Here is a 21,656-nt window from a genome sequence, read left to right as displayed (position 1 = left end):
TCTTCAAGCTGTTACTGTCTACTAATACGCCACCCTCTAAATTTCGAAAAGAAACCCTTAAGTCTATCAGAAAAACTCAAAGCTTCTGATTCTGTCACCTCTTCAACATGATGACGGGCCGCCAATATCGGCTGCTGTACCAATCTTTCGTGGTGGCCAAAGGCGCGATCGAGACTGATACTCATCATCGTAAAGTTGGTCGGCCGCGGTAAACAACGATATACTTGACCTTTATTGATTAAGTCAATCACCATGTGGGCATCTTTGAACTCAGTCAGCATAATTACCATCAGATCAGGCTGGATATTTTTTAGTGCATAAACAATGGGTGTAATATTCTCATTATTAAGCATCGCATCCGTAATAGTGACGCCAAAACGTTTTTTCTGTAATAACTTGGCCGCCTGCTCAAGATTACTGGCCCAACTCACCGTGTAAGTACTTTGAAAGTAACTCTTCATTTGCTGATAGACATCTTCATCATCATCTAACACCAATATATTCCGTTTACCGCTAATGCTACTAGCCATATGATTTTGGGTATCATTGGTTTGATTGGTGTCTTGAGCAATATTTTGCGTTTGCTGGGCAATCTCTGTGGCTTTATTGACGACTTTTTTAAGCTCGTCGTTTTGCCACGGTTTCGTGATATAACGATAAATCTCGCCTTCATTTACCGAGTCAATCACCGCATTCAGATCCGCATAACCGGTCAATAAAATGCGAATGGTGTTTGGTGAGGCTTCTTTGACCTCACGCAAAACCTCAGTGCCTTGTTTATCTGGCATGCGCTGGTCACTGATGACCACTTGTACATCATGCTCGCTGATATATTTCATTAGCTCAGTGGCATCAGTCGTGATAAATACGTCATGCGACTGGCGAAAGTGCATTTTTAAGCTGCGTAGAATGCGCGGCTCATCATCGATAAAGGCAATTTTTGGTTTTTGCATGACGCTCTCTTTAAATAAGGGGTTGGAAGCCTCTCAACTTTCAAACAAGGCTTGTGAGGGTTTGTTTTCACGAGCGGTGGATTGTATTGGCAGAGCGATGGTAAACGTCGTGCCCTCCCCGACGATTGAGCTGGCTTCAATACGACCACCATGTTGTTCGATAATTTGTGTGGTAATGGCCAATCCCAAACCTGTCCCATCTCCCGCTTTTTTGGTGGTAAAGAACGGCTCAAAGATACGAGTCAAAGTACTTTCTTCGATACCCACACCATTGTCTATGACACGTACCACAACGTGTTTCTGCGCCTCATCAACCGATGAGATGATATGCAATTCGCCTTTACGATCAGGTGCCATGGCTTGGGCGGCATTATTAAATAAATTTAACAGCACTTGGTTGATTTGCGAGGGATTGCATTGAATCAGAGGCAGCTCAGCCAAGGTGGTCGTGACATCTAAAGATTTCAGGTTATTACGTGCCATGACAAGCGAAGTGTTCACACAATCATTGATATCGATGTCCTGTATCTTAGATTCATCAATCCGAGAGAAATCGCGCAAGCTAACCACCAGCTCAGCAATCTGATCGACACCATATAAGCCATCTTTGATGAGATCTGCTAAATCCTCACTGACTTCGTCTTCTTTGATCTCTTCACAGCATTGCAAAGTTTGGTCAATCAGCTCTGCTACTTGTTCTTGGTCAGCATCGGGCGCTTTTAGAGCCTGCAATAATTGCTCGGTATGGGTTATCAACTCATCAAAACGTGTGAGATTGTCACCGACCAACTCCATATTACTACGCACATAACCCAGCGGCGTATTGACCTCATGCGCCACGCCTGCCACCATTTGGCCGAGCGTTGCCATTTTTTCAGAGCGCACCAGATGCACTTGCGAAGCTTTTAACTCATCCATCGCTTGCTGCAAATCTTGGGTACGGGCGACCACCTGTTTTTCGAGATGAACGTTGATTTCGGCAAGCGCGCCTTCGTTTTCAACGATGCGATCAATCAATTGATTGGTCTGCTCACTAATGACTTGAATCTCACTCACCGATGACTTGGGCAATTTGTGCGCGCTTAGTTTTTGATATTGTTTTTGCTCAATCAAAACGCCCATATCGGCCACGGCCTGCGCCATTCGTTTTAATGGACGAGTAAAATAGCGGCGAAATACCCATGCGGTCAGGAGCAGAATAGGAATAAAACCCAGCAACATCGCGCGAATCAGCTGATTTGATAGCGCATTTGCCACACTCATCATGTCGCTGTTTGGTTTCACAATAACCATTTTCCAGTAAGTAAATGGCATGCGAAAGACGAAGGCAGTGGCAGGTTGCTGCAACACAAAATCATTCGGCACAGTAATGGTATCGACCAGATGACTGTCTACCAAATTGAAGGTTTGATCGAGGTTTAAAAGCAGCAACGCAGAAAGTAACTTGGACTCTTGCTCACTGATTTTCCCCACATTGGTGGTGCTCAAAATACTGCGGGCAGCCAAATCATAACGACCCTCATCCTTGGCAACCGCCTCATCAAGAAGCGTCTGATTGATGGTATCCAAACTGTCAGCAATGGGCGCAAAGGTAGGGTTTGTCTCAGCCAATTGATGCGCCGTTATCATCTCACCTTGAGGATTATTTTTAGTCACTTGAGTGACAATGGATTGATCAGGAAAGGTCAAAAACCGATTGTCTAAGTCTACTAAAAACACATAACCACCGATTTTTTCTTGCCATTTTTTCATGGCGGCATCAAGGTTATCTAGTAGCAAATTGAATGTCACCACCCCATCAAAGGCCTGATTGCGGCTGTTGTATAGCGCTTTGGCACATGTCATCATCGGCTGATTGCTTACTGGGTCGACATACGCACGGCTCCAGACACAGTGATCATGACGCGCATACATAGCAGGAATGTACCACCAGTCTCGATAATAAGCGTTTGGCGTTTGACTCACTTGATTATAACGTTCCACAGATTGCATGTTGCCAGACTCATCACGCGCCCACACAAACGATTGGCGTTCTCGGCCCGGAGCATACATATTTGGGTCAAACCACACACCACCGCCCACAATTCTTTGGTCGGTTTGTTGCATGAGGTTGCCAAAGGTTTCTCTATAGAGCGCTTCTTGTTTTGGCAGTCCGCCTGCCATCGTACTGGTTGCTTTTGCCAGACCATCGACATGACTGATGCTCGCCATGATGCTGTTAATCACTTCATTACCAGTTTCAACCACTGTCTCTGAAGTCATCTCCAGAATGCGCGGCTTACCTTGAGTCTCAACAACCCAGTACACCATGAGGATAATGAATGCAAAAGCCAATGCTAAAATAATCAGCATACGTGTGGAAATACTGCCAAGCCGACCAGCGACACTCATAAACGCGCCTTATATCAATATATTGTCTGTTATCAACAAATCACTTAATGAATTAGAAGATGATTTGTACGCAGCCCCTATTTGTAATGGGCTCAAGGATACGGTTTGGTCGTGACAAAATGATGACAAAAATCGTGTGGACTAATAAAGCAGGTATTATCAAAAAGACGTTAGGATTATCCTAATACTGTTTTTCAAACTCAAAGGGTGACACAGAAAAACCCTATAAAAACGACCAGATAGCCCCTTGTTGTCTGGTTTTTTATTGCCTATCAAATCTTTTGCGACAACAGTTGTCGCAGATGTATTTTTATTTGTTGTGAAGTCAACAAAGTTCCGTTAGAGTAAATCCATGCTTTAAATATGGCAATATGCTAAATAAATGGAATTATGATGAGCAAACCTAATAACGCCTATACTGATAATAGCTTCGCCTCCTCTGATCTCAAAACCATCTTGCACTCTAAACGTGCCAATATCTATTACCTCTCGCATTGCCGCGTGCTACAAAAAGACGGGCGCGTTTTATACCTCACTGAGGATGACAAAGCCAACCTCTACTACAATATTCCTATCGCTAACACCACCTCAATACTTCTTGGTACAGGCACATCCATCACCCAAGCGGCGATGCGGTTACTGTCACAAGCTGGGGTATTGGTGGGGTTTTGCGGTGGTGGTGGTTCTCCGCTGTTTATGGGCGCAGAGCGTGAAGTTTATGTTGAATGGATGACACCGCAGAGCGAATATCGACCCACTGAATATATCCAAGGATGGATGAGCTGGTGGTGGGATGATGAGAAGCGTTTAGCTGCTGCTAAGCATTTGCAACACGCCCGCCTCGCCTATCTAACAACCGTTTGGAATAAAGACAGCGATCTCAAACGCTGGGGCTTTGATAGTAATATCGAATCGGTACAGACATTACTCAACGATAATATTCGTCAAATTGATAAGCAGATGGAGGTCATGCACTTGCTCCAGCTCGAAGCCCGCCTGACCAAGCAGCTGTACAAACTTGCCGCAAAAAATACCGGTTACGATGGCTTCACCCGCGAGCATGATGGTATCGATAAAGCCAATGGTTTTCTCAATCATGGCAATTATCTAGCGTATGGTCTCGGCGCTACGACAGCTTGGACACTCGGTATTCCTCATGGATTTGCAGTCATGCACGGCAAAACCCGTCGCGGTGCATTGGTGTTTGATATTGCCGATATCATCAAAGACGCTTTAGTGCTGCCACTCGCCTTTATCTGTGCTAGTGAAAACCTAAGTGAGCAGCAGTTTAGGCAAGAGTGTCTGAATATGTTTACCAAACATAAGGCTTTGGATTATCAGTTTGAGGTGGTAAAGCAGTTGGCCATAACGACAGACTGGGAGGTATAAATGATTGTCACTTTTGTTTCCCAGTGCGAGAAGAAATCACTTAAACGCACACGGCGCATTTTAGATGCTTTTGCCAATCGTATTGGTGACAACGTCTGGCAGACGGCTATCACCGAAGATGGCTTAAACACAGTCAAACAACTACTGCGCAAGTCGGCGACCAAATCAACCGCGGTGAGCTGTCATCGTAATAAGACCCGCCAGCTGACCGAACTGGTTTGGGTCGTAGGCAATAAGCGTCAATTTAATGAGGTGGGTGTGGTGCCTGTGAACCGCACCAAAAGAAATATTCTACATAGTGAATGGGAGAACGAATGGGTTTATGCCAGTAGCCTTCAAATTATCGCTACGATTGCGGCTCTACTTCACGACATCGGCAAATCTACCATTGGCTTTCAGAAAAAACTCCTAGTTGGCAGCAAACAAGGGGATGCTTATCGTCATGAATGGATATCATCAAAACTGTTTGAGCTGATGATTAGTGATTGCACTACTGATGAGGCATGGCTTAAGCGTTTGCTGCAATTGGATAAGTGGTTAGAAACCCACGATATAGAGCAGTTGTTGTCTCATGCCAATCAAGACAGCGTCAATATAGACACGATGCCGCCCTTAGCTCAGTGGGTCGCTTGGCTGATTGTCACGCATCATCGCTTGCCCCCTGTCAAAAAAACTTTTTATTCCTACAAAGATATTCAACGTTTACAACTACCTCAAAATGCCTTAGAAATCAAAAGAGACTTAAATCAATTCTACGCAAAAATTGAACCATTTGATTACTGGATTAAGAACCCTAAATCATTAGATGAGATGACCAAAGCTCAATTGAAAGATTTTTGGCGATTTGATCAGTTAATCATTAATAGCCCAGCGTGGCAAAGAAACATCAGACGCTGGTCTAAAAAAGCGTTGAACGATCCTACTTTGATAAAAATCGGTCAGCAAGCGTTTGAATCTAAAAAAGCCGTTAGCGACCCATTTTTATTACATTTATCGCGTTTATGCTTGATGGTAGGCGATCATAATTATTCTAGTCTCAAAGAAGAGGACTCTCGCTGTATCAAAGTAGATAGTCGCTTCAAAAACCTAGCCGCCAATACCGACCGAACTGCTAGTGTGCCAACCGTCAAGCAATCCCTCGAGGAGCATCTATTAGGTGTCGGCGCATTTACCGCCCATTTTTGCCGTGCCCTACCTATCATTGCTAGCGAAATGCCAACACTGCGCAATCATGATCCATTGGCCAAACCCACTGCAATAGAGCGCTTTAAATGGCAAAACCAAGCCTTCAAAATGAGTTATAGTTTGCAAGAAGCCACGCGCGAGCATGGATTCTTTGGGGTCAATATGGCGTCGACAGGTGCAGGTAAAACGATTGGTAATGCTCGTATTATGTACGCCTTAGCCGATCCTAAAAAAGGCGCGCGTTTTACCATTGCGCTAGGTTTGCGGATTCTAACCTTACAAACCGGATTAAGCTTTCGCAAAAACTTAAAATTAGCAGGCGATCAATTAGCAATTTTGGTTGGTGGTAGCGCCAACAAAAAACTGTTTGAAATGGCATACGATAATAAAAATGATGAGTTTACCGATATTATTGGCGAGTATAAAAAAGACGATGAACCAGATAATGAATCTACAAGCTTTGGTAGTGAATCCAGTGAAGATTTATTAGATGAAATCGTCGATAGCGACATTGACTATCAAGACTATGAGGCGCTCAATCTTGATACCGTTATCGCTAGCCCTAAAGCGCGCGATTTAATTTTTGCGCCTATCGTCACATGCACCGTCGACCATATGATCCAAGCCAGCGAATGCAAACGCGGCGGTAAGTACATCGCCCCCATGCTGCGCTTGCTGAGTAGTGATTTGATACTGGATGAACCCGATGATTTTGACCAAGCGGACTTGCCCGCGCTATCACGTTTGGTGCATCTCGCAGGACTCTTTGGCACACGTGTTCTTCTTTCGTCTGCGACGTTGACCCCTGATTTAGTAACTGGATTGTTTGAAGCGTATATAGAAGGGCGAAAACTGTTCAATCAAAGTCAAAACAAACCGACACCAAAAGTAGTATGCGCATGGTTCGATGAACAGCCCAAAGCGATGATATCTGAACAATGTGGTGATGTGAAAGACTTTCAAAGCAGTCATGAAAGTTTTTGTGATAAGCGTGCCAGCTATTTGGCCAAACAACCTATTCGCCGCAAAGCAGAAATACTGCCCTTTTCAGCGAATTATACTAAAGATACTGCGGCACAGTTTTATGGCGCTTTGGCGCAAACGCTGGTCGATGCTGCCATAAATTTGCATGATAAGCATCATGATATACAACCTAGTTCTAATAAGAATACATCCAATCAAGATACAAAAATTAGTGTTGGGCTGATACGCGTCGCCAATATCAACAACATTACTCATATCGCCATGCAGTTATTTCAAGCAAGCAGCGTAACGGTGCCGAATGACACAATCATACATGTGGTGTGCTATCACGCCAAACAACTATTACTATTACGTAATGCCTTAGAAACCAAACTGGATAGAATCTTAGATCGTACTGACCTTAAGAGCAGTATTTACAATCATCCTGAAATCAAGCAAGCCATTGCTGATAGTCCTGCTAAAAACCATGTTTTTATGGTGCTTGCCACTCCTGTGGCAGAAGTTGGACGCGACCATGATTATGATTGGGCTATCGTAGAACCCTCCTCCATGCGCTCTATTATCCAGCTGGCTGGGCGCGTCTGGCGTCATCGCCCTGACAAAATTGCGACTACGCCCAATATCTTACTGTTGCAATATAATATTCGCTACTTCAAACATCCTAATGGCAAACGCCCCATTTTTACTCATCCTGGGTTTGAAACCACGTTATTTAAACCTCCAAGCTATGATCTAAATGCGCTTATAACCCAAGAGCAATTGGCGCAAGTCGACGCCAGACCTAGGATTTGTACGACAGCCAATAAAAACATTGCCACATTAAGTGACCTTGAACATCACGTCATGCGGCACTTATTAAACAATCCCAAGCTCAATTACGTCAATGCGTATTGGGACAATAAAGCGACGGCCAATCGTACCCATACCCATTTACAGCAAATCAGCCCGTTTCGAGCAGGGATGCCACAAGACGATTGGTTACTTATTCCACGTATGGTCAATGATAATGAGGATAGTGACGAGCCAACGACAGGCTTTGATGCCTACTTTGCAGAAGATGTCTTTGAGAAAGGTTTAGCCAAATCTAGTAGCCACAATAAAACCATTCAACCACTGATCTTTGACTTTACACATACGCAAATAAAACCTTGGTTGACCGCTTCATTGGGTAGCATATTGCAAGACTTGCAAGTAGCGCAGCCTGATAAGAGCTTGCGCTCATTAGCCATCACTTACTCCTCTGTATCGCTTGATAGTATCAATGCCCGTAATAGTCGTGGCTGGGCTTTCCATGAGTTTTTTGGGTTTGTGCGTGATTAACTTATAAGCATAAAAAAGCACGGCGTTTACCGTGCTTTTTTAGTTTTACTAATCCACCTATGCGGTGGTGAAATTTAATATTATGTATGACATTTTCTAAGCCATTTGAGCAATGGTACAGTATAATAGCAATTGCACCTTACTATATTTAATATTATGTATGACATGGTTGTATATATATCAAATACGTGATTTAATATTTTAGTCAACTACTTAATACTAGTGTTGGCACTTCCTTAAACAGTTTATGAGAGGTACTGTATTATGCCTAGAAAAACGCATCACGTTGTACCAAATGCAGAAGGTGGTTGGGATGTTAAAGGTGGTGGCAGCAAACGTGCCATTAAACATCACGAACGAAAAACAGACGCAATTAATCAGGCGCGCGGAATCAGTATTAATCAAAAGTCTGAATTAGTCATTCATAACAAAGATAGAAAAATCAGCAATGCTGACAGTCATGGTAATGACCCTTATCCACCTAAGGATAAGCGATAAATTTATTGGTTAACGCTTTACTGCGTATAGATACAAGATATCTATACGCAATTTTAGAAATATTACTAATCTCCATTTAGGATGCTGTTTATGAATAACATATCCCAAGAACTAGCCAGCAGTGCTGTCAAAGCCTTTCTTGCCAGCCAATACGATAAAAAAACGGACACTGAGCAAAAGCAGCTCATCAAAGCAATCGAAAGTAGCGACCATGAAAAAGTCACAGAATTAAAAGAAACTCTAACGGATGCCAAAGAAAAATATAGCATCGCTAGCTGGATTCCTGATGCGGCTACCCGTATGGCAAAACAGCTAAATTTTGGTACGCATATCTCAAAAGGCGTGCATCCTGATGCCAAAGGCGATAATGTCAGTTTTGGTACGGCGACCAACTTACCACAAACTATCGTAGGTACTCACTCAATAGACAGCCCTTACATTGATGCCAATGGTAATGCCGCTGCTCTACCCCTCGCCGCGTTTTTCGATTTCGCAGTAAACGAGACAACCAAAATTCGTGACCTTATTTTGGCTGATAATCCTGACTTTATTGCCTCACTTACCAGCGACCAAACACTGGCTAACGCTTATCATCAAACCTTTAAAAGTGCCTTACAAAATATCATTACCGAGCCTGTGACTCATGAGCGTAATAAACAAACACTCTGGGTGACGAACGCTTATGAAGGTGCAGATATTGAAACGCTTGATTATATCAATATCGTTCCACTCTACCCTTCTGTATTGACCCACGAAGTCTATCAGCGCATCAATCACCTCAAGTTTTCTGATGAAAACAAAGCCGCGCGCGATAACCGTTTTAAAAAAACCGCAGAACAACAGCCTTATGTCAGCTTAAACGACTTAGCCACAGTTCAGCTGGGCGGTACAAAACCGCAAAACGTTAGCTTACTCATGAGTAAGCAAGGTGGTCGTAATTACCTTCTTCCCTCCCTTCCGCCCATCATGCAACAAGAACGCTCCTTTAAACTCTCCAAATTTGCCAACAGTATTTTTGGCACGGGTATGGAATATAACGCTCGCGAAGCCATTCAAAGTATTTTTAAATCCATCAAAGATACACGCAATATCGTTGATGTCAGAGAGGCGCGCAAACGTGCTATTGATGAAGTGTTATATCAGATATTTAACACAGCAGAAGACATGCGAACCAACTTACCTGCTGGCTGGTCAAAAGACTATGAACTGAACCGTTTTGAGAAGCTTTGGCTCGATCCCAAGCGAGCTGACCTTGAAGGTGAAGAGGATTTCAAATCTGAGCGTGAGCAAGATGACGAATGGCATAGCAAGATTGTCCACAGCTTTGCGCGTTGGCTCAATACCTTGATGCAAGCTGAGTTTAAAGCCATAGCCAGCGACTTTGCTGATGCAGAGCATTTGGAATGGGAGCGGGAAATCGAGGATATGAAAAAACGCTACGAGCGCGCAGGCAAAGGAGTATTTTTATGAGCCGCATAGATGATGATAACGATATCAGTGTAATCGGTTATTTGCTGTTTAAAAAAGTGGTCATTGAAGGCGCGAATACCATCTCAAGCCCACTTACCTATGGCTTTCCCGCTATTACTGGTTTTTTGGGTAGTTTTCATGCCATGTCACGAAAAATGGCAGATGATGAGCGACTAGCGAATGTGTCGTTAGGCGGAGTAATACTTGCCTGTCATGACTGTCAACCGCACCTGTATCGCCCTAATACTTATAACAACTACTCCTTTAACCAAACACGCAATCCTATCAAAAAGGACGGTAAAACAGCCTCAATCATTGAAGAAGGTAAATGCCGCTTGATGATGACTTTTGTGGTAGAGGTATTGGGCTCAGATAACTTAAGCAATGAGCAGCAAGATTATGCCAAACAAAAAACCAAGCAATGGTTGCAACAACAACGTATGGCAGGTGGTAGCGTACAAGGCTTAGCGAGATTTGAGCCAGTACAGTTTTTTGACAACCATGATGTTGGCTCAGTCATACCACAGCTGTTGCCTGCCTTTGTATTAATGGACGCGCAAGGCGAGTTTGACCAAATCATTGATGAAGTAAAAGCCGATAATCCAGACGCGACGCCGCTCGATGCCTTGATAGACGTTTGCGCATTGCATCACACGCCTGAAACCCAAAAAAATGGTGAGACAAAATGGCCAACCACTTCACGTAAAACAGGTCATGGCTGGCTAGTACCAATGCCGATAGGGTATCAAGGTATCTCTGATTTATTTGATGCAGGCGTGATGCAAAATGTGCGTAACCCTGAATATCCCAGTCAATATGTCGAGGCTATTTATAGTCTTGGTAAATGGGTTTATCCGCAGCGCCTAAACAGTATCGGCGGTGATAACGATATTGCCAATGCGTTTTGGCGCTACCGTTATGATGCGTCTGACGCCTTATATTTAGTTACCCAGCAGCAAGATTTTTAATTTTATACCTCAATTTTCAAGCCATGCAGTTTTACGATACATTTACTTTAACTTTAACTTTAACTTTTAATCACTTCCTATCATGGAGAATCACATGTCAAAATCAGCCCTAAAAACCGCCTCTGTCCTAGCCTTTGAGCGTAACCTTGATATATCAGACGGGTTCTTCGCTCAAACTGATAGCCAGAATGCTGACGCTAAAGTCATCCCTGTAAAGATTAATGAAAAATCTGTCAGAGGTACAATTAGCAATCGTCAAAAAAACGCTATCACCAATGACCCTGCCAAACTGGACGCCGAAATTCAAAAAGCCAATCTGCAAACTGTGGATTCTGCTACGCTAGATGAGACCAATAATACCCTTGTCGTCACTTGGAGCTGTAAAATACTACCATTTACAGGCAAACCCAGTGTCTGTAACGATCAGAATTATCAAAAAGCACTGGTAGATACGGTACAGGGCTATTTAGGCACGCAAGGCGTTAGCGAATTGGCACTTCGCTATGCGACCAATATCGCCAACGCTCGCTGGTTATGGCGCAATCGTGTCGGTGCTGAGCGTATCGCAGTCGATGTCAGTTGTGAAGTGAATGACACTAAGCATTCATTTAGCTTCGATGCCAAATCTATCTCGCTACGCGGTTTTGATAATGACAATAAGCATACTGACGATGTTAATCAGCTTGCCAGCTTAGTCGAGCAAGGACTAAACAATGATGCTTTCATCATTTTGTATGTCAAAGCCTCTGCTATCATGGGCTATGGTCAAGAAGTGTATCCTTCGCAAGAGCTAGTACTTGATACTGGCAAAACGAAATCTAAAGAACTTTATCAAATTAATGGTAAAGCGGGCATGCATTCACAAAAAATCAGCAATGCCATTCGTACTATCGACACTTGGTATCCTGATGCCAAATTTCCTATCGCTATCGAGCCATATGGTGCAGTGACGACTTTAGGTACCGCTTTCCGCCAACCTAAAGTTAAAATGGACTTTTATACTCTTTTTGATAAATGGGTCTTAGAAGATGATGCGCCAGATATCGAACAGCAGCATTATGTGATGGGTGTGCTTATCCGCGGCGGCGTATTCGGTGCCAGTGGCAAGGAGTAATTTATGAGTCACATGACCCATTACCAAGAAATAACCATTATCCCCGACCCTGATATCGCACCTTACTTTATTTGGAGTAAACTGTTCAATCAGGTACACATTGCACTAGCTGAGATCAAGAACAAGCACAGTATCGAATCTATCGGTGTTAGTTTTCCTGATTATCATTACGATAAGAAAGAGAAATCCTCTAAGCTTGGGTTAAAATTACGTGTCTTTGCTCCCAGTAGCGACGAGTTAGTTAAGCTACAAATTAATAGATGGCTTAATAAATTAACTGATTATGTGGAAATCGGGTTTATAGAAGAGGTTGGTAACAATAGAACTGGTTATGTCAGTGTGCATCGTTACCGCTTCAAACCTGCTGAGATACAAGCGCAAACCTTGTCAAAGAAGCTATCGATTGGCTATGATGAGGCGATGGTCACTGTCGCAAAACGCAAACCTGAAATGGCGTTGCCTTTTATCCAAATGCGTAGTCAAACCAATAATAGCAATTACCGATTGAAGGTCTTGCAGCAAGCTTGTAGTGAGCCGAAAGCGGGTCAGTTCAGTGTGTATGGTATGAATGGCATGCGCGATGCTGTTACCGTACCGCATTGGTAATGCTGCTTTCAGGGTAATGAAGAATTACCTTAAATTTGGGTGTAAAAACCCTTTTTTTGCGCTATTTAAAAATTTACTTATTTATCATACAGTTACGACTAGGTGAAAAATGGAGGGTAAAATAGGGTTTTTTGCCGTCCAGACCTTGTTGTAACTGATTTTTTAGAGGTATAATTCCTCTTCATCACCGCATAGGTGACTTAGAAACATCGCAAAACAAGTATTACTGTGCATGAGTTCTTCATCACCGCATAGGTGACTTAGAAATCTGTCGAACCCTCAGCCAGTGTTTTATCAATCTTCATCACCGCATAGGTGACTTAGAAAGACCACGGCAGTGACGACAGGTGTCCAAAAAACTTCATCACCGCATAGGTGACTTAGAAACACCAATCCAGTCTTGTTGATTGGAAAAGTTGCTTCATCACCGCATAGGTGACTTAGAAACCATCGCGGCGACCAGGAACTGTTTTGGGATCCTTCATCACCGCATAGGTGACTTAGAAATCTGAATAGCCAACCACTTGTAATTGTATCTTCTTCATCACCGCATAGGTGACTTAGAAAACCAACATTAGCACCTAACCTAATAGTAGTCTCTTCATCACCGCATAGGTGACTTAGAAAAATGAAAGACAGCGAAATAGTGCACGAAATACCTTCATCACCGCATAGGTGACTTAGAAATGATGGATACGTACCGCCTAATTCGCAGCATTCTTCATCACCGCATAGGTGACTTAGAAAGTATTCACAGTATCAAAGCTTGATAAAGCAGACTTCATCACCGCATAGGTGACTTAGAAACATAAAAAGCGTATTCCCTATAAGCAGTTATTCTTCATCACCGCATAGGTGACTTAGAAAAACCGCAGCAGCACCAAGAGCAATCGTACTTACTTCATCACCGCATAGGTGACTTAGAAATGCTCAAGACCCTGCGTATGAAGAATTATATGCTTCATCACCGCATAGGTGACTTAGAAAAAACCGCTATAACTAGAAGGCAAAGAATCATACTTCATCACCGCATAGGTGACTTAGAAATGATAGTTCAGGTGATGCCGAAGGTGGTACTGCTTCATCACCGCATAGGTGACTTAGAAACCAATATTGGGAGTAGAGTCCACCATTAGATACTTCATCACCGCATAGGTGACTTAGAAAATTTTTGAATTCTTACCACTTGTCACAATATCCTTCATCACCGCATAGGTGACTTAGAAAATCACTGGTATTGTTCTTGCTTGGCGCACTTTCTTCATCACCGCATAGGTGACTTAGAAATGACGACTATTTTGATTTTCTTCTTGATGATTCTTCATCACCGCATAGGTGACTTAGAAATTACTTTGGTGTCAAAGTAGATGTCAATAATACTTCATCACCGCATAGGTGACTTAGAAATCAACGTAATGCTTTTGCCAAGATTTGTAGCTCTTCATCACCGCATAGGTGACTTAGAAAAAAAGAATGGTTAATGGCTTTTATGGTTGTTGCTTCATCACCGCATAGGTGACTTAGAAAGTTTTGCTCTTGGGCTACGCCTGTTTGTGATTCTTCATCACCGCATAGGTGACTTAGAAAATATCAACTTTTGCTTTGATAGGGAAGTCCAACTTCATCACCGCATAGGTGACTTAGAAATGATCAAACGTCACACCCGCATTGATCATGCTCTTCATCACCGCATAGGTGACTTAGAAATTCTTGATCGACCAGATCAGCACCGCCACTGCCTTCATCACCGCATAGGTGACTTAGAAAAGAAGATGATTGGGTAGCTGGTCTATCGGGATCTTCATCACCGCATAGGTGACTTAGAAAAATTATGCTAGTAAATGGTGCTAATGGACACGCTTCATCACCGCATAGGTGACTTAGAAAGTAAATTAGTTATTTTTATACCCGCGCCGCCTCTTCATCACCGCATAGGTGACTTAGAAAGGTATAGCTACAACACTGGAACAGCATTAGAGCTTCATCACCGCATAGGTGACTTAGAAAATAACAGCAATCATCGCACCACCCGACGAGTCCTTCATCACCGCATAGGTGACTTATGAGCCACGTTAAAAAATTGCATGCCAATTTTAGTGGTGCAAGGAAAATCCTTTAAATAGGATTTTCAGAAGTCATGCTTACGCTCAAATGCTAATCTAGCTACACCGCATAGGTGACTTATGAGCCACGTTAAAAAATTGCATGCCAATTTTAGTGGCGCAAGGAAAATTCTTTAAATAGGATTTTCAGAAGTCATGCTTTTAGTCAGATGTTAGAATTAAACACACCGCATAGGTGACTTATGAGCCACGTTAAAAAATTGCATGTCAATTTTAGTGGCGCAAGGAAAATCCTTTAAATAGGATTTTTAGAAGTCATGCTTTTGATTAGATATTAGTATCAAACGCACCGCATAGGTAATCGCCAGCGTGAAATAACTTTTTAGCAAAAGATATAAAGCGTGTGCTTATTTCCAATGATTTAAGTACGCGGCGGCGGTACAGAATACGTGCCCACCACGTGTGCCACCACATCGCTTGAACCTTCTGAATAAAGAGACACCTCACCTACGATAAGCGTGCGCCCTACTTTCATTAAAGTACAATCAGCGATAATACGGGCTTCTGCGGAGGGTTTACGCAAAAAATTGATGGTCAGACTCGTGGTCACCGTCAATGGAACAATGCCAATTTTGCCAAGTATCGCCACATAGATGGCCACATCAGCGATGCTCATCAACACCGGTCCAGAAACGGTGCCACCCGGACGCAGCTCATTTATCCCAATGTCGTGTGACAAAGTCGCGCCTGTCTCATCTACGGCCTCGACGATACATTTGGTTTGTGGGAACTCTAAGGCCATAAAGGCGACGATTTCTTCCTTGGTTGCAGACATATCTCTTCCTTGAATTGCATGATCCTTATCCAGAATCCCTTTTTTGCTTATCGTTCACTATTTATCAATGTACAACTGGCGTGCCCTCTGTGCTAAACGCAAACCCTTTATTGCTAAAGTTACCAATCATGACCGCTTCTATGACAGGTCTGACTGTCTCATCTATGCCTTCGACTTCGATGATAAAGTTAGCACCCGAGCCGCCTTTATTCTCTTCTTTTTCGACGATATAATTGAGCGTCGCCATCGCTGGCAGTTCAATGGGCTTGGTTAAATACGACTTTATCAGTGTGCCACCAGTATCGTAATAGTCAATTTTATTGACATAAAGTGATTTTGTTAGCGTGGTATTACGGACACTTAGCGTCGCTGACAATAAGACTTTGCGGTTGTCTTTATCGGTATAAATGTCTGAGTAAATCGGCACATAAAAGGTTTGCTTGTAACCAAGTTTGCCATGCTCCACATTCGACGTCTTTTCCAATTCTGCGATCGGATCTTGATGACTCTTGGACAAGGCAACATTCGGGTCTTGCGCCGACGGATCACACCCTGAAGCCAGCACCATCATAGCGGCCAATAAGACGGACATACTGCGCTTATTCATAAGTTTTCCCTTTGCTTCGACATGTCACGACTGTTGCATACTTTTATTTGATTTTGACACCAACGCTACGTAAGAATTGGTTGATGTCTTTGTTTGCCCCATAAATAATCAGTACGTCTTTATCTTTTAATATTTGCTCAGGTACAGCCAACCCTTGAATGCTGGGTTTACTTTGAGTACGACCAAAGCTGTCTTCATAATACTCATAGCGCATGGTACTAAGCAATCGAATATTAAATTTTTGCTCCAACTGCAAACTCTCCACCGTTTGCCCAATCAAGGCGACTGGAATGCTAATCTCCACAATACTAAAGTGATCGCTTAGCTCAAACGAGTCCACGAAGTAACGTAGCGATAGCCTTTTTGCCCAGCGTTTGGCTGCTTCTTTTTCGGGGTGAATGAGATCATCAACGCCGATGGCTTGCAGCACTTTTTCGTGCAGCGGATTGATGCTCCGACTGATCAAACGTTTGGCTTTTAAGGTTTTGAATAGCGCCGTCGCCATGACATTTTCGCCTTGGTCTTCGCCAATGGCCACGATGACTATGTCCGTATCGACAATTGGTAAACCTTTAACCGTATATTCATCGGTGGCATCCATACAAATGGTATGAGAAATCACCTCTTTATAAGCCTCGACCTTTTGCATACTGCTGTCAATGGCAATCACTTCATGACCTTGACGGGTCAATGCCATACCTAGCGATGAGCCAAAGTTCCCTAACCCTACGATAATATATTTCATGAGCATTTGCCTTTTTCAGTCGTTTTTTAAGTCGTTTTAATATAGTCAATCCACTATGAAATAAGTACAGTCCTGCTAGGATAAATTTTCGTAGCCTCTGTCTGCGAAGGCACAGCAAGCAAGAAAATATTATCCTAGCAGTATGTTGTCATGTTTATCTGGTTGTACCTTTTTTATTTAAGATCAACTATAACCAAATCCAGATAGCCAATTTTCCCGCAATCTAGTTAATGGTGATCTCTTCGGTCGGATAACGATAATTGCGCGGACGCATGTTTTTGAGCAGCGCAATAAAGATCGTCAGCATACTCACGCGCCCAACGAACATAATGACCGAAACCACTATTTTGCTAAAATCTGACAACTCAGCTGTCAAGTTCAAACTTAGCCCCACGGTGCTATAAGCCGAAAAACACTCAAACACCACCTTGATCAAATCAAGCTCTGGTTGGTCGTAACTGATGAGCGTTACCCCCGTACCGATGACCAGCAGTGACAACCACATAATAGAAAACGCACGGCGAATTGAGATATCCGCAATCTGCCGCTTGAACACTTCGACCTTGGTCTGTCCCCGTGCCAAACTCAACGTGTTCAACAGCGCAATAGCAAAGGTACTGGTTTTGATACCACCACCCGTTGAGTTTGGCGACGCACCAATCCACATCAAAAATATCGTCAACATAATCGTCGGAAATGCCAGCTCACCCATATCAATCACATTGAATCCTGCGGTTCGTGGCGTAGCAGCAGTAAAAAATCCTGTGACCAGCTTACCAAAAAAGCTGGTATGGTCAGCGAGCACGTTGTTATATTCAAAGATCATCACGCCGATAAAGCCACTCAGCAATAACGCGCCCGTCGTAATCAATGTAATACGGCTATTGATATTGAGTAACCAAGGTTGATAGGCGCAGCGCTGGTCATTGCGGCGATAAATCAGCCGTTCAGCGCGATAACGCAAATAACGCAGCACATTGACCACAATGCTAAAACCCATACCGCCAAAGATAAAGGTAATAACAATAATCAGCTGCAGCGAATAATTAAAGCGTAAGGAGTCGTCATACAGTCCTGCGCTAAACGTAGAAAACCCAGCATTACAGAACGCAGAAATGGCATGAAAAACGGCAAAAAACATCTGCTCAGACCAGTCCATATCTGGTATGTCATAAATACTGATATAAATCAGTGACGCCGCTACTGCCTCGACAGCAAATGTCACATACAAGATAGACTTGAGTGTCGACACCACATCGCCTATACCGCGCATGTACGACATTTCGCTGATGCTTGCTTGGGTCTCGTAACTGACACCGCCCTTAAAGAAATAACTAAAGTAAGTCACAAACGTCAAAATACCCAAGCCACCAATTTGTATCAATCCCATGATAATGACTTGCCCAAAAGTCGTAAAATAAGTGGCCGTATCCACCACAATGAGACCCGTCACACAGACAGCACTGGTCGCGGTAAAGAGTGCATCAACAAAGGACAAAGGCTGCGTCGTGGCATTGGGCATCATCAGTAGTAATGCACCCACCAACACCACGGACAAAAAGCTTAAGATAAAAAACTGGGCAGGGTTTAAAAAGGTGCGTTTGAGATTAAAATCGTGGTCAGATATTTCACGAATGAAGGTGACAAAGACAGCGATCTTTATGGCAACATAACCATCGACCGCTCCAGACAGCCCTGAGCGCACCAAGTCGGTAAAATGAGCCACCAGTAGAATGATAATCGCGATACTGGTAAACAAATCAAAAACCGCGACCTTATTTAAAGCCAGCGGTTTTTTGGTATAAATATAACGTCCTGCTGTCAAAATGAAGCCCAAAAAGACAATGACCAAATAAAAAATATGAAAAATTTGTTGTAGCCATGTGGATAATGTAAAACCGCTGTCTAGTAAAGCAACAGCCACACCGACAATACTAATAAAAATCATAAAATTATTTAACAATCGATAATGCTTGGCTGCATTCATAGCCTTAATCCATGATGGAGATAACCACGGTATTTATACTCCTTTTTTTTAGCATTCACAAAAATTGATTCTAGATAATCGTAACCAATTATGAAACACCTCTGAGCCACGCCTATCAATCAAGCGCATAAAAACACTGTAATCATGCTTCTTTCACTTAGGATCGAGCATATTGTCCGTCGACATTTTTACCCCGCCCCATGTCACCAGAGCCACACCCAGCGCTATCAATGAGGCACCCAAAAACAAACCGGATGGCGGACTCTCTCCTTGCAAAAAAATAGCAACAGGCACACCAACGACTGCGCCTACTGAGCCTAACAAACTCAATAAAACGGGACCGCCCGTCTTTTGTAGCAGAAACAACAATAAAAACTGACCCGCAAATACGCCTGCCTGTATGACAATCAAAACCAGTGGCAACCATTCACTAAGCGGTACAGTGACCGAAAAATTGGGCACAGCACTAAAGGCAAGCAGCAGCAGCGCCGCCGCTATCAACATACCAGGCGCAAGCGCACTAGGCGACGCATTATCAGGCCAACGCAATGTGCGATATATATTGCCAATCGCCAACAGTACTGGGCCACAAAGCGCTATCAAAATCCAAAAAACACTGGCATCTGGCGCGGTAAATTTACGCAATGCCAGTACCCCTGCTCCCATAAGGGCCGCAGCGACGCCAAAAGCACGCATAATAGTAAATCGCTCCATCCGCAGCAGTAGTGCCCCAAGGTAGGTCAATAGTGGTGGTAGTGAGATGATAAGCGCGACAAAACCTGCCCCGACATGAGGTATGGCGGAAAATAGTAATAAATTGGAACCCGCCACACTGATAAGGGCAGCGACAAAATAATACTCAAAGCTACGAACGCTTAAAGGTGGTAATTCTTGTCTGATTAATGCAACGATCCATAAAATAAGGGCAGCGCCTGTAATGGACCAAAAGAGAAAAGCGAGTGGCGTCATCCCTAGGTCACCCGCGTATTTTGCCAAATTGGTGGAGATGCCTATCAACGCACCTCCAACCAAGAGACAAACGAAAGGGATGAACCATGCGTGCTTACTGCAAAACACCTGTCGCTTTGAGGAATCGCTCATCAACTATCCTATTGGCTGACCGTAGTGGGTAATTACGTTTGTTAGGTACGTTTGTTAGGTACGTTTGTTAGGTACGTTTGTTAGGTACGTTTGTTAGGTACGTTTGTTAGGATTGGTGGTCATAGCAATTTTACTGAGTCAATTATGACGGTGGCTCAGTTATGGCAGTGGCCAAGATTATTCAGCCAACAACGTCGCCAGCAACTCGTCTATCTCAACTTTAAACTCTTTATCTTCAATCTTGTTAGCAGTGATTTTGGCATTTTTTAGGTTTGTGATAGCGGCATCCGTGTCGCCCATTTCAATTTGTAGAACCGCCATCGAAAAAGCAATCGACGACATATGATCTTTTGAATTAATGGCAGTGGCTTTTGCTAGCGCTTTGTCATAAATGACCAACGCCTCGTCCAGATCTTCTGTAAAGTCAGCAAGCGTCTCCCACTGTTCGGGATGGTCTTTATCGGTGTTTTCGTTGTCGATACAGAGGGCTTTGAGTTCAGCATAAAACGCGTCAAATGCCGCTTGATTGCCTTTGCGATCCGCTTCTAGCAGCTCTTCCGCTAACTTATAAATGGCCTTATATATCTTGGTATTGATCATTTTTTTCTCTATTTTTGTTAAGGTGATAAAAGTGTCTTTAATAGACCACTAATTGTTCATAAACATTTTAGGACACGCAAGCTTAGCATGGTTGGCGATAGCGATGCGCTTTTTAAAAAGTTGATATAAGGTTGATTAAAAGGCTTTGGACGCACACAATCGCGCCAACTCGTTTCGCCAAATCATTGCTCTCGCCAGTGCAACCACAAGCGCGTGTCCAATTCAAACTGATGATACTCAGGTTCCATATGACAGCACAATTGATAAAACGCTTTATTGTGCTCGTGTTCTTTAAAATGCGCCAGTTCATGCACGACGATCATTCGTAAAAACTCAGGCGGCGCTTCTTTGAATAAGCTGGCAACCGTGATGCTATTATGCGATTTAAGCTTACTGCCTTGTACTCGGGATTGGGTGGTGTGAATGCCCAGCGCATGTTTGAGAACGGTTAATTTACTGCTATAACTGACATTTGATAAAGGGCCAATTTTGCGCATGTATTGGGTTTTTATCTCATTGATATGATGATAAAGCGCTTTGTCACTTTGCACTTGGTGCTGATTTGGGTACTTTTTTTCCAGATACTCTCCCAGCTTGCCATCGCTTATCAGTAGCGCGGCTTGGGTTTGAATTTGCTCGGAATAATGAGCGATATATTTTAATGTAGTCACAAATGTATCCTTTGCTTATGCTTTGAGCTGTCTCGACTGTCTCTATTTTAGCTTATATTTGCTTATTTTATTCTTCATAAAAAACCCCATAAGTGAACTGCCCCCCATAAGTTGGACACAACTTATGGGGTATTTTTATGCGTTATAACCTAGACTTTAAACTCAAGAT

At 43.2% G+C, this 21,656-nt stretch carries 16 protein-coding genes and 1 CRISPR repeat array; of the genes, 7 read left to right on the top strand and 9 right to left on the bottom strand.

The window, feature by feature from the left end:
* Positions 1-11 precede the first annotated feature (11 nt).
* Both JMY02_RS12905 and JMY02_RS12900 read right to left on the bottom strand, forming a co-directional pair.
* Positions 12-953, bottom strand: a complete 942-nt coding sequence (locus JMY02_RS12905; RefSeq protein ID WP_021815068.1) for a response regulator — start codon at positions 951-953, stop codon at positions 12-14.
* Positions 954-986: 33 nt separating this feature from the next.
* The gene (locus JMY02_RS12900) at positions 987-3,344 is read right to left on the bottom strand and encodes an ATP-binding protein (protein ID WP_201598952.1); all 2,358 of its coding nucleotides are present in this window, start codon (positions 3,342-3,344) and stop codon (positions 987-989) included.
* A gap of 393 nt (positions 3,345-3,737) precedes the next feature.
* Between JMY02_RS12900 and cas1f the strand changes: the two genes are divergently transcribed.
* The 7 genes from cas1f (at position 3,738) to cas6f (ending at position 12,878) form a co-directional block, all read left to right on the top strand.
* On the top strand, positions 3,738-4,733 hold the full coding sequence (gene cas1f / locus JMY02_RS12895) for a type I-F CRISPR-associated endonuclease Cas1f (RefSeq protein ID WP_201598978.1): 996 nt from the start codon (positions 3,738-3,740) through the stop codon (positions 4,731-4,733).
* A complete protein-coding gene (gene cas3f / locus JMY02_RS12890; protein WP_201598951.1) occupies positions 4,734-8,222 on the top strand; it encodes a type I-F CRISPR-associated helicase Cas3f in 3,489 nt (1,162 codons plus the stop codon).
* A gap of 264 nt (positions 8,223-8,486) precedes the next feature.
* The gene (locus tag JMY02_RS12885; protein ID WP_201598950.1) at positions 8,487-8,720 is read left to right on the top strand and encodes a DUF2188 domain-containing protein; all 234 of its coding nucleotides are present in this window, start codon (positions 8,487-8,489) and stop codon (positions 8,718-8,720) included.
* A 90-nt stretch (positions 8,721-8,810) separates the two neighbouring features.
* Positions 8,811-10,190 (top strand): type I-F CRISPR-associated protein Csy1, encoded by a 1,380-nt coding sequence (gene csy1 / locus JMY02_RS12880; RefSeq protein WP_201598949.1) that lies wholly within the window; start codon positions 8,811-8,813, stop codon positions 10,188-10,190.
* Positions 10,187-11,158 carry a type I-F CRISPR-associated protein Csy2 gene (gene csy2 / locus JMY02_RS12875; RefSeq protein WP_201598948.1) on the top strand — a complete coding sequence of 324 codons (972 nt, stop codon included), beginning with the start codon at positions 10,187-10,189 and terminating at the stop codon, positions 11,156-11,158. The genes csy1 and csy2 overlap by 4 nt, the downstream gene beginning before the upstream one ends.
* A 94-nt stretch (positions 11,159-11,252) precedes the next feature.
* The gene (csy3, locus tag JMY02_RS12870) at positions 11,253-12,272 is read left to right on the top strand and encodes a type I-F CRISPR-associated protein Csy3 (protein WP_201598947.1); all 1,020 of its coding nucleotides are present in this window, start codon (positions 11,253-11,255) and stop codon (positions 12,270-12,272) included.
* A gap of 3 nt (positions 12,273-12,275) precedes the next feature.
* The gene (gene cas6f / locus JMY02_RS12865; RefSeq protein ID WP_227678524.1) at positions 12,276-12,878 is read left to right on the top strand and encodes a type I-F CRISPR-associated endoribonuclease Cas6/Csy4; all 603 of its coding nucleotides are present in this window, start codon (positions 12,276-12,278) and stop codon (positions 12,876-12,878) included.
* Positions 12,879-13,057: 179 nt separating this feature from the next.
* Positions 13,058-14,945: direct repeats of the CRISPR family, unit length 28 nt; unit sequence CTTCATCACCGCATAGGTGACTTAGAAA.
* A 417-nt stretch (positions 14,946-15,362) separates the two neighbouring features.
* On the opposite strand, the gene JMY02_RS12860 is transcribed toward cas6f, so the two are convergent.
* The 7 genes from JMY02_RS12860 to JMY02_RS12830 all read right to left on the bottom strand — a co-directional run bounded on the left by JMY02_RS12860 (position 15,363) and on the right by JMY02_RS12830 (position 21,487).
* The gene (locus JMY02_RS12860) at positions 15,363-15,776 is read right to left on the bottom strand and encodes a PaaI family thioesterase (protein WP_201598944.1); all 414 of its coding nucleotides are present in this window, start codon (positions 15,774-15,776) and stop codon (positions 15,363-15,365) included.
* A 64-nt stretch (positions 15,777-15,840) separates the two neighbouring features.
* Positions 15,841-16,383 (bottom strand): DUF3124 domain-containing protein, encoded by a 543-nt coding sequence (locus JMY02_RS12855; RefSeq protein WP_201598942.1) that lies wholly within the window; start codon positions 16,381-16,383, stop codon positions 15,841-15,843.
* 43 nt (positions 16,384-16,426) lie between these two features.
* Positions 16,427-17,128: a potassium channel family protein gene (locus JMY02_RS12850; RefSeq protein WP_201598940.1), complete on the bottom strand. Its 702-nt coding sequence runs from the start codon at positions 17,126-17,128 to the stop codon at positions 16,427-16,429.
* Positions 17,129-17,351: 223 nt separating this feature from the next.
* Positions 17,352-19,115 (bottom strand): TrkH family potassium uptake protein, encoded by a 1,764-nt coding sequence (locus JMY02_RS12845; protein ID WP_201598938.1) that lies wholly within the window; start codon positions 19,113-19,115, stop codon positions 17,352-17,354.
* Between the two features lie 153 nt (positions 19,116-19,268).
* Complete coding sequence (locus JMY02_RS12840; protein ID WP_201598935.1) at positions 19,269-20,216, bottom strand: DMT family transporter; 948 nt, start codon at positions 20,214-20,216, stop codon at positions 19,269-19,271.
* Between the two features lie 177 nt (positions 20,217-20,393).
* Positions 20,394-20,816 (bottom strand): tetratricopeptide repeat protein, encoded by a 423-nt coding sequence (locus JMY02_RS12835; RefSeq protein ID WP_201598932.1) that lies wholly within the window; start codon positions 20,814-20,816, stop codon positions 20,394-20,396.
* Between the two features lie 182 nt (positions 20,817-20,998).
* Positions 20,999-21,487, bottom strand: a complete 489-nt coding sequence (locus tag JMY02_RS12830) for a M48 metallopeptidase family protein (protein ID WP_201598929.1) — start codon at positions 21,485-21,487, stop codon at positions 20,999-21,001.
* Positions 21,488-21,656: the final 169 nt, after the last annotated feature.

Origin of the sequence: Psychrobacter vallis, from assembly GCF_904846715.1 — a bacterium.
In the GTDB taxonomy this organism is placed as follows: Bacteria; Pseudomonadota; Gammaproteobacteria; order Pseudomonadales; family Moraxellaceae; genus Psychrobacter; species Psychrobacter vallis.
Note: the sequence above shows the minus strand (reverse complement) of the source record. Positions and strands in the feature narration are given on the sequence as shown.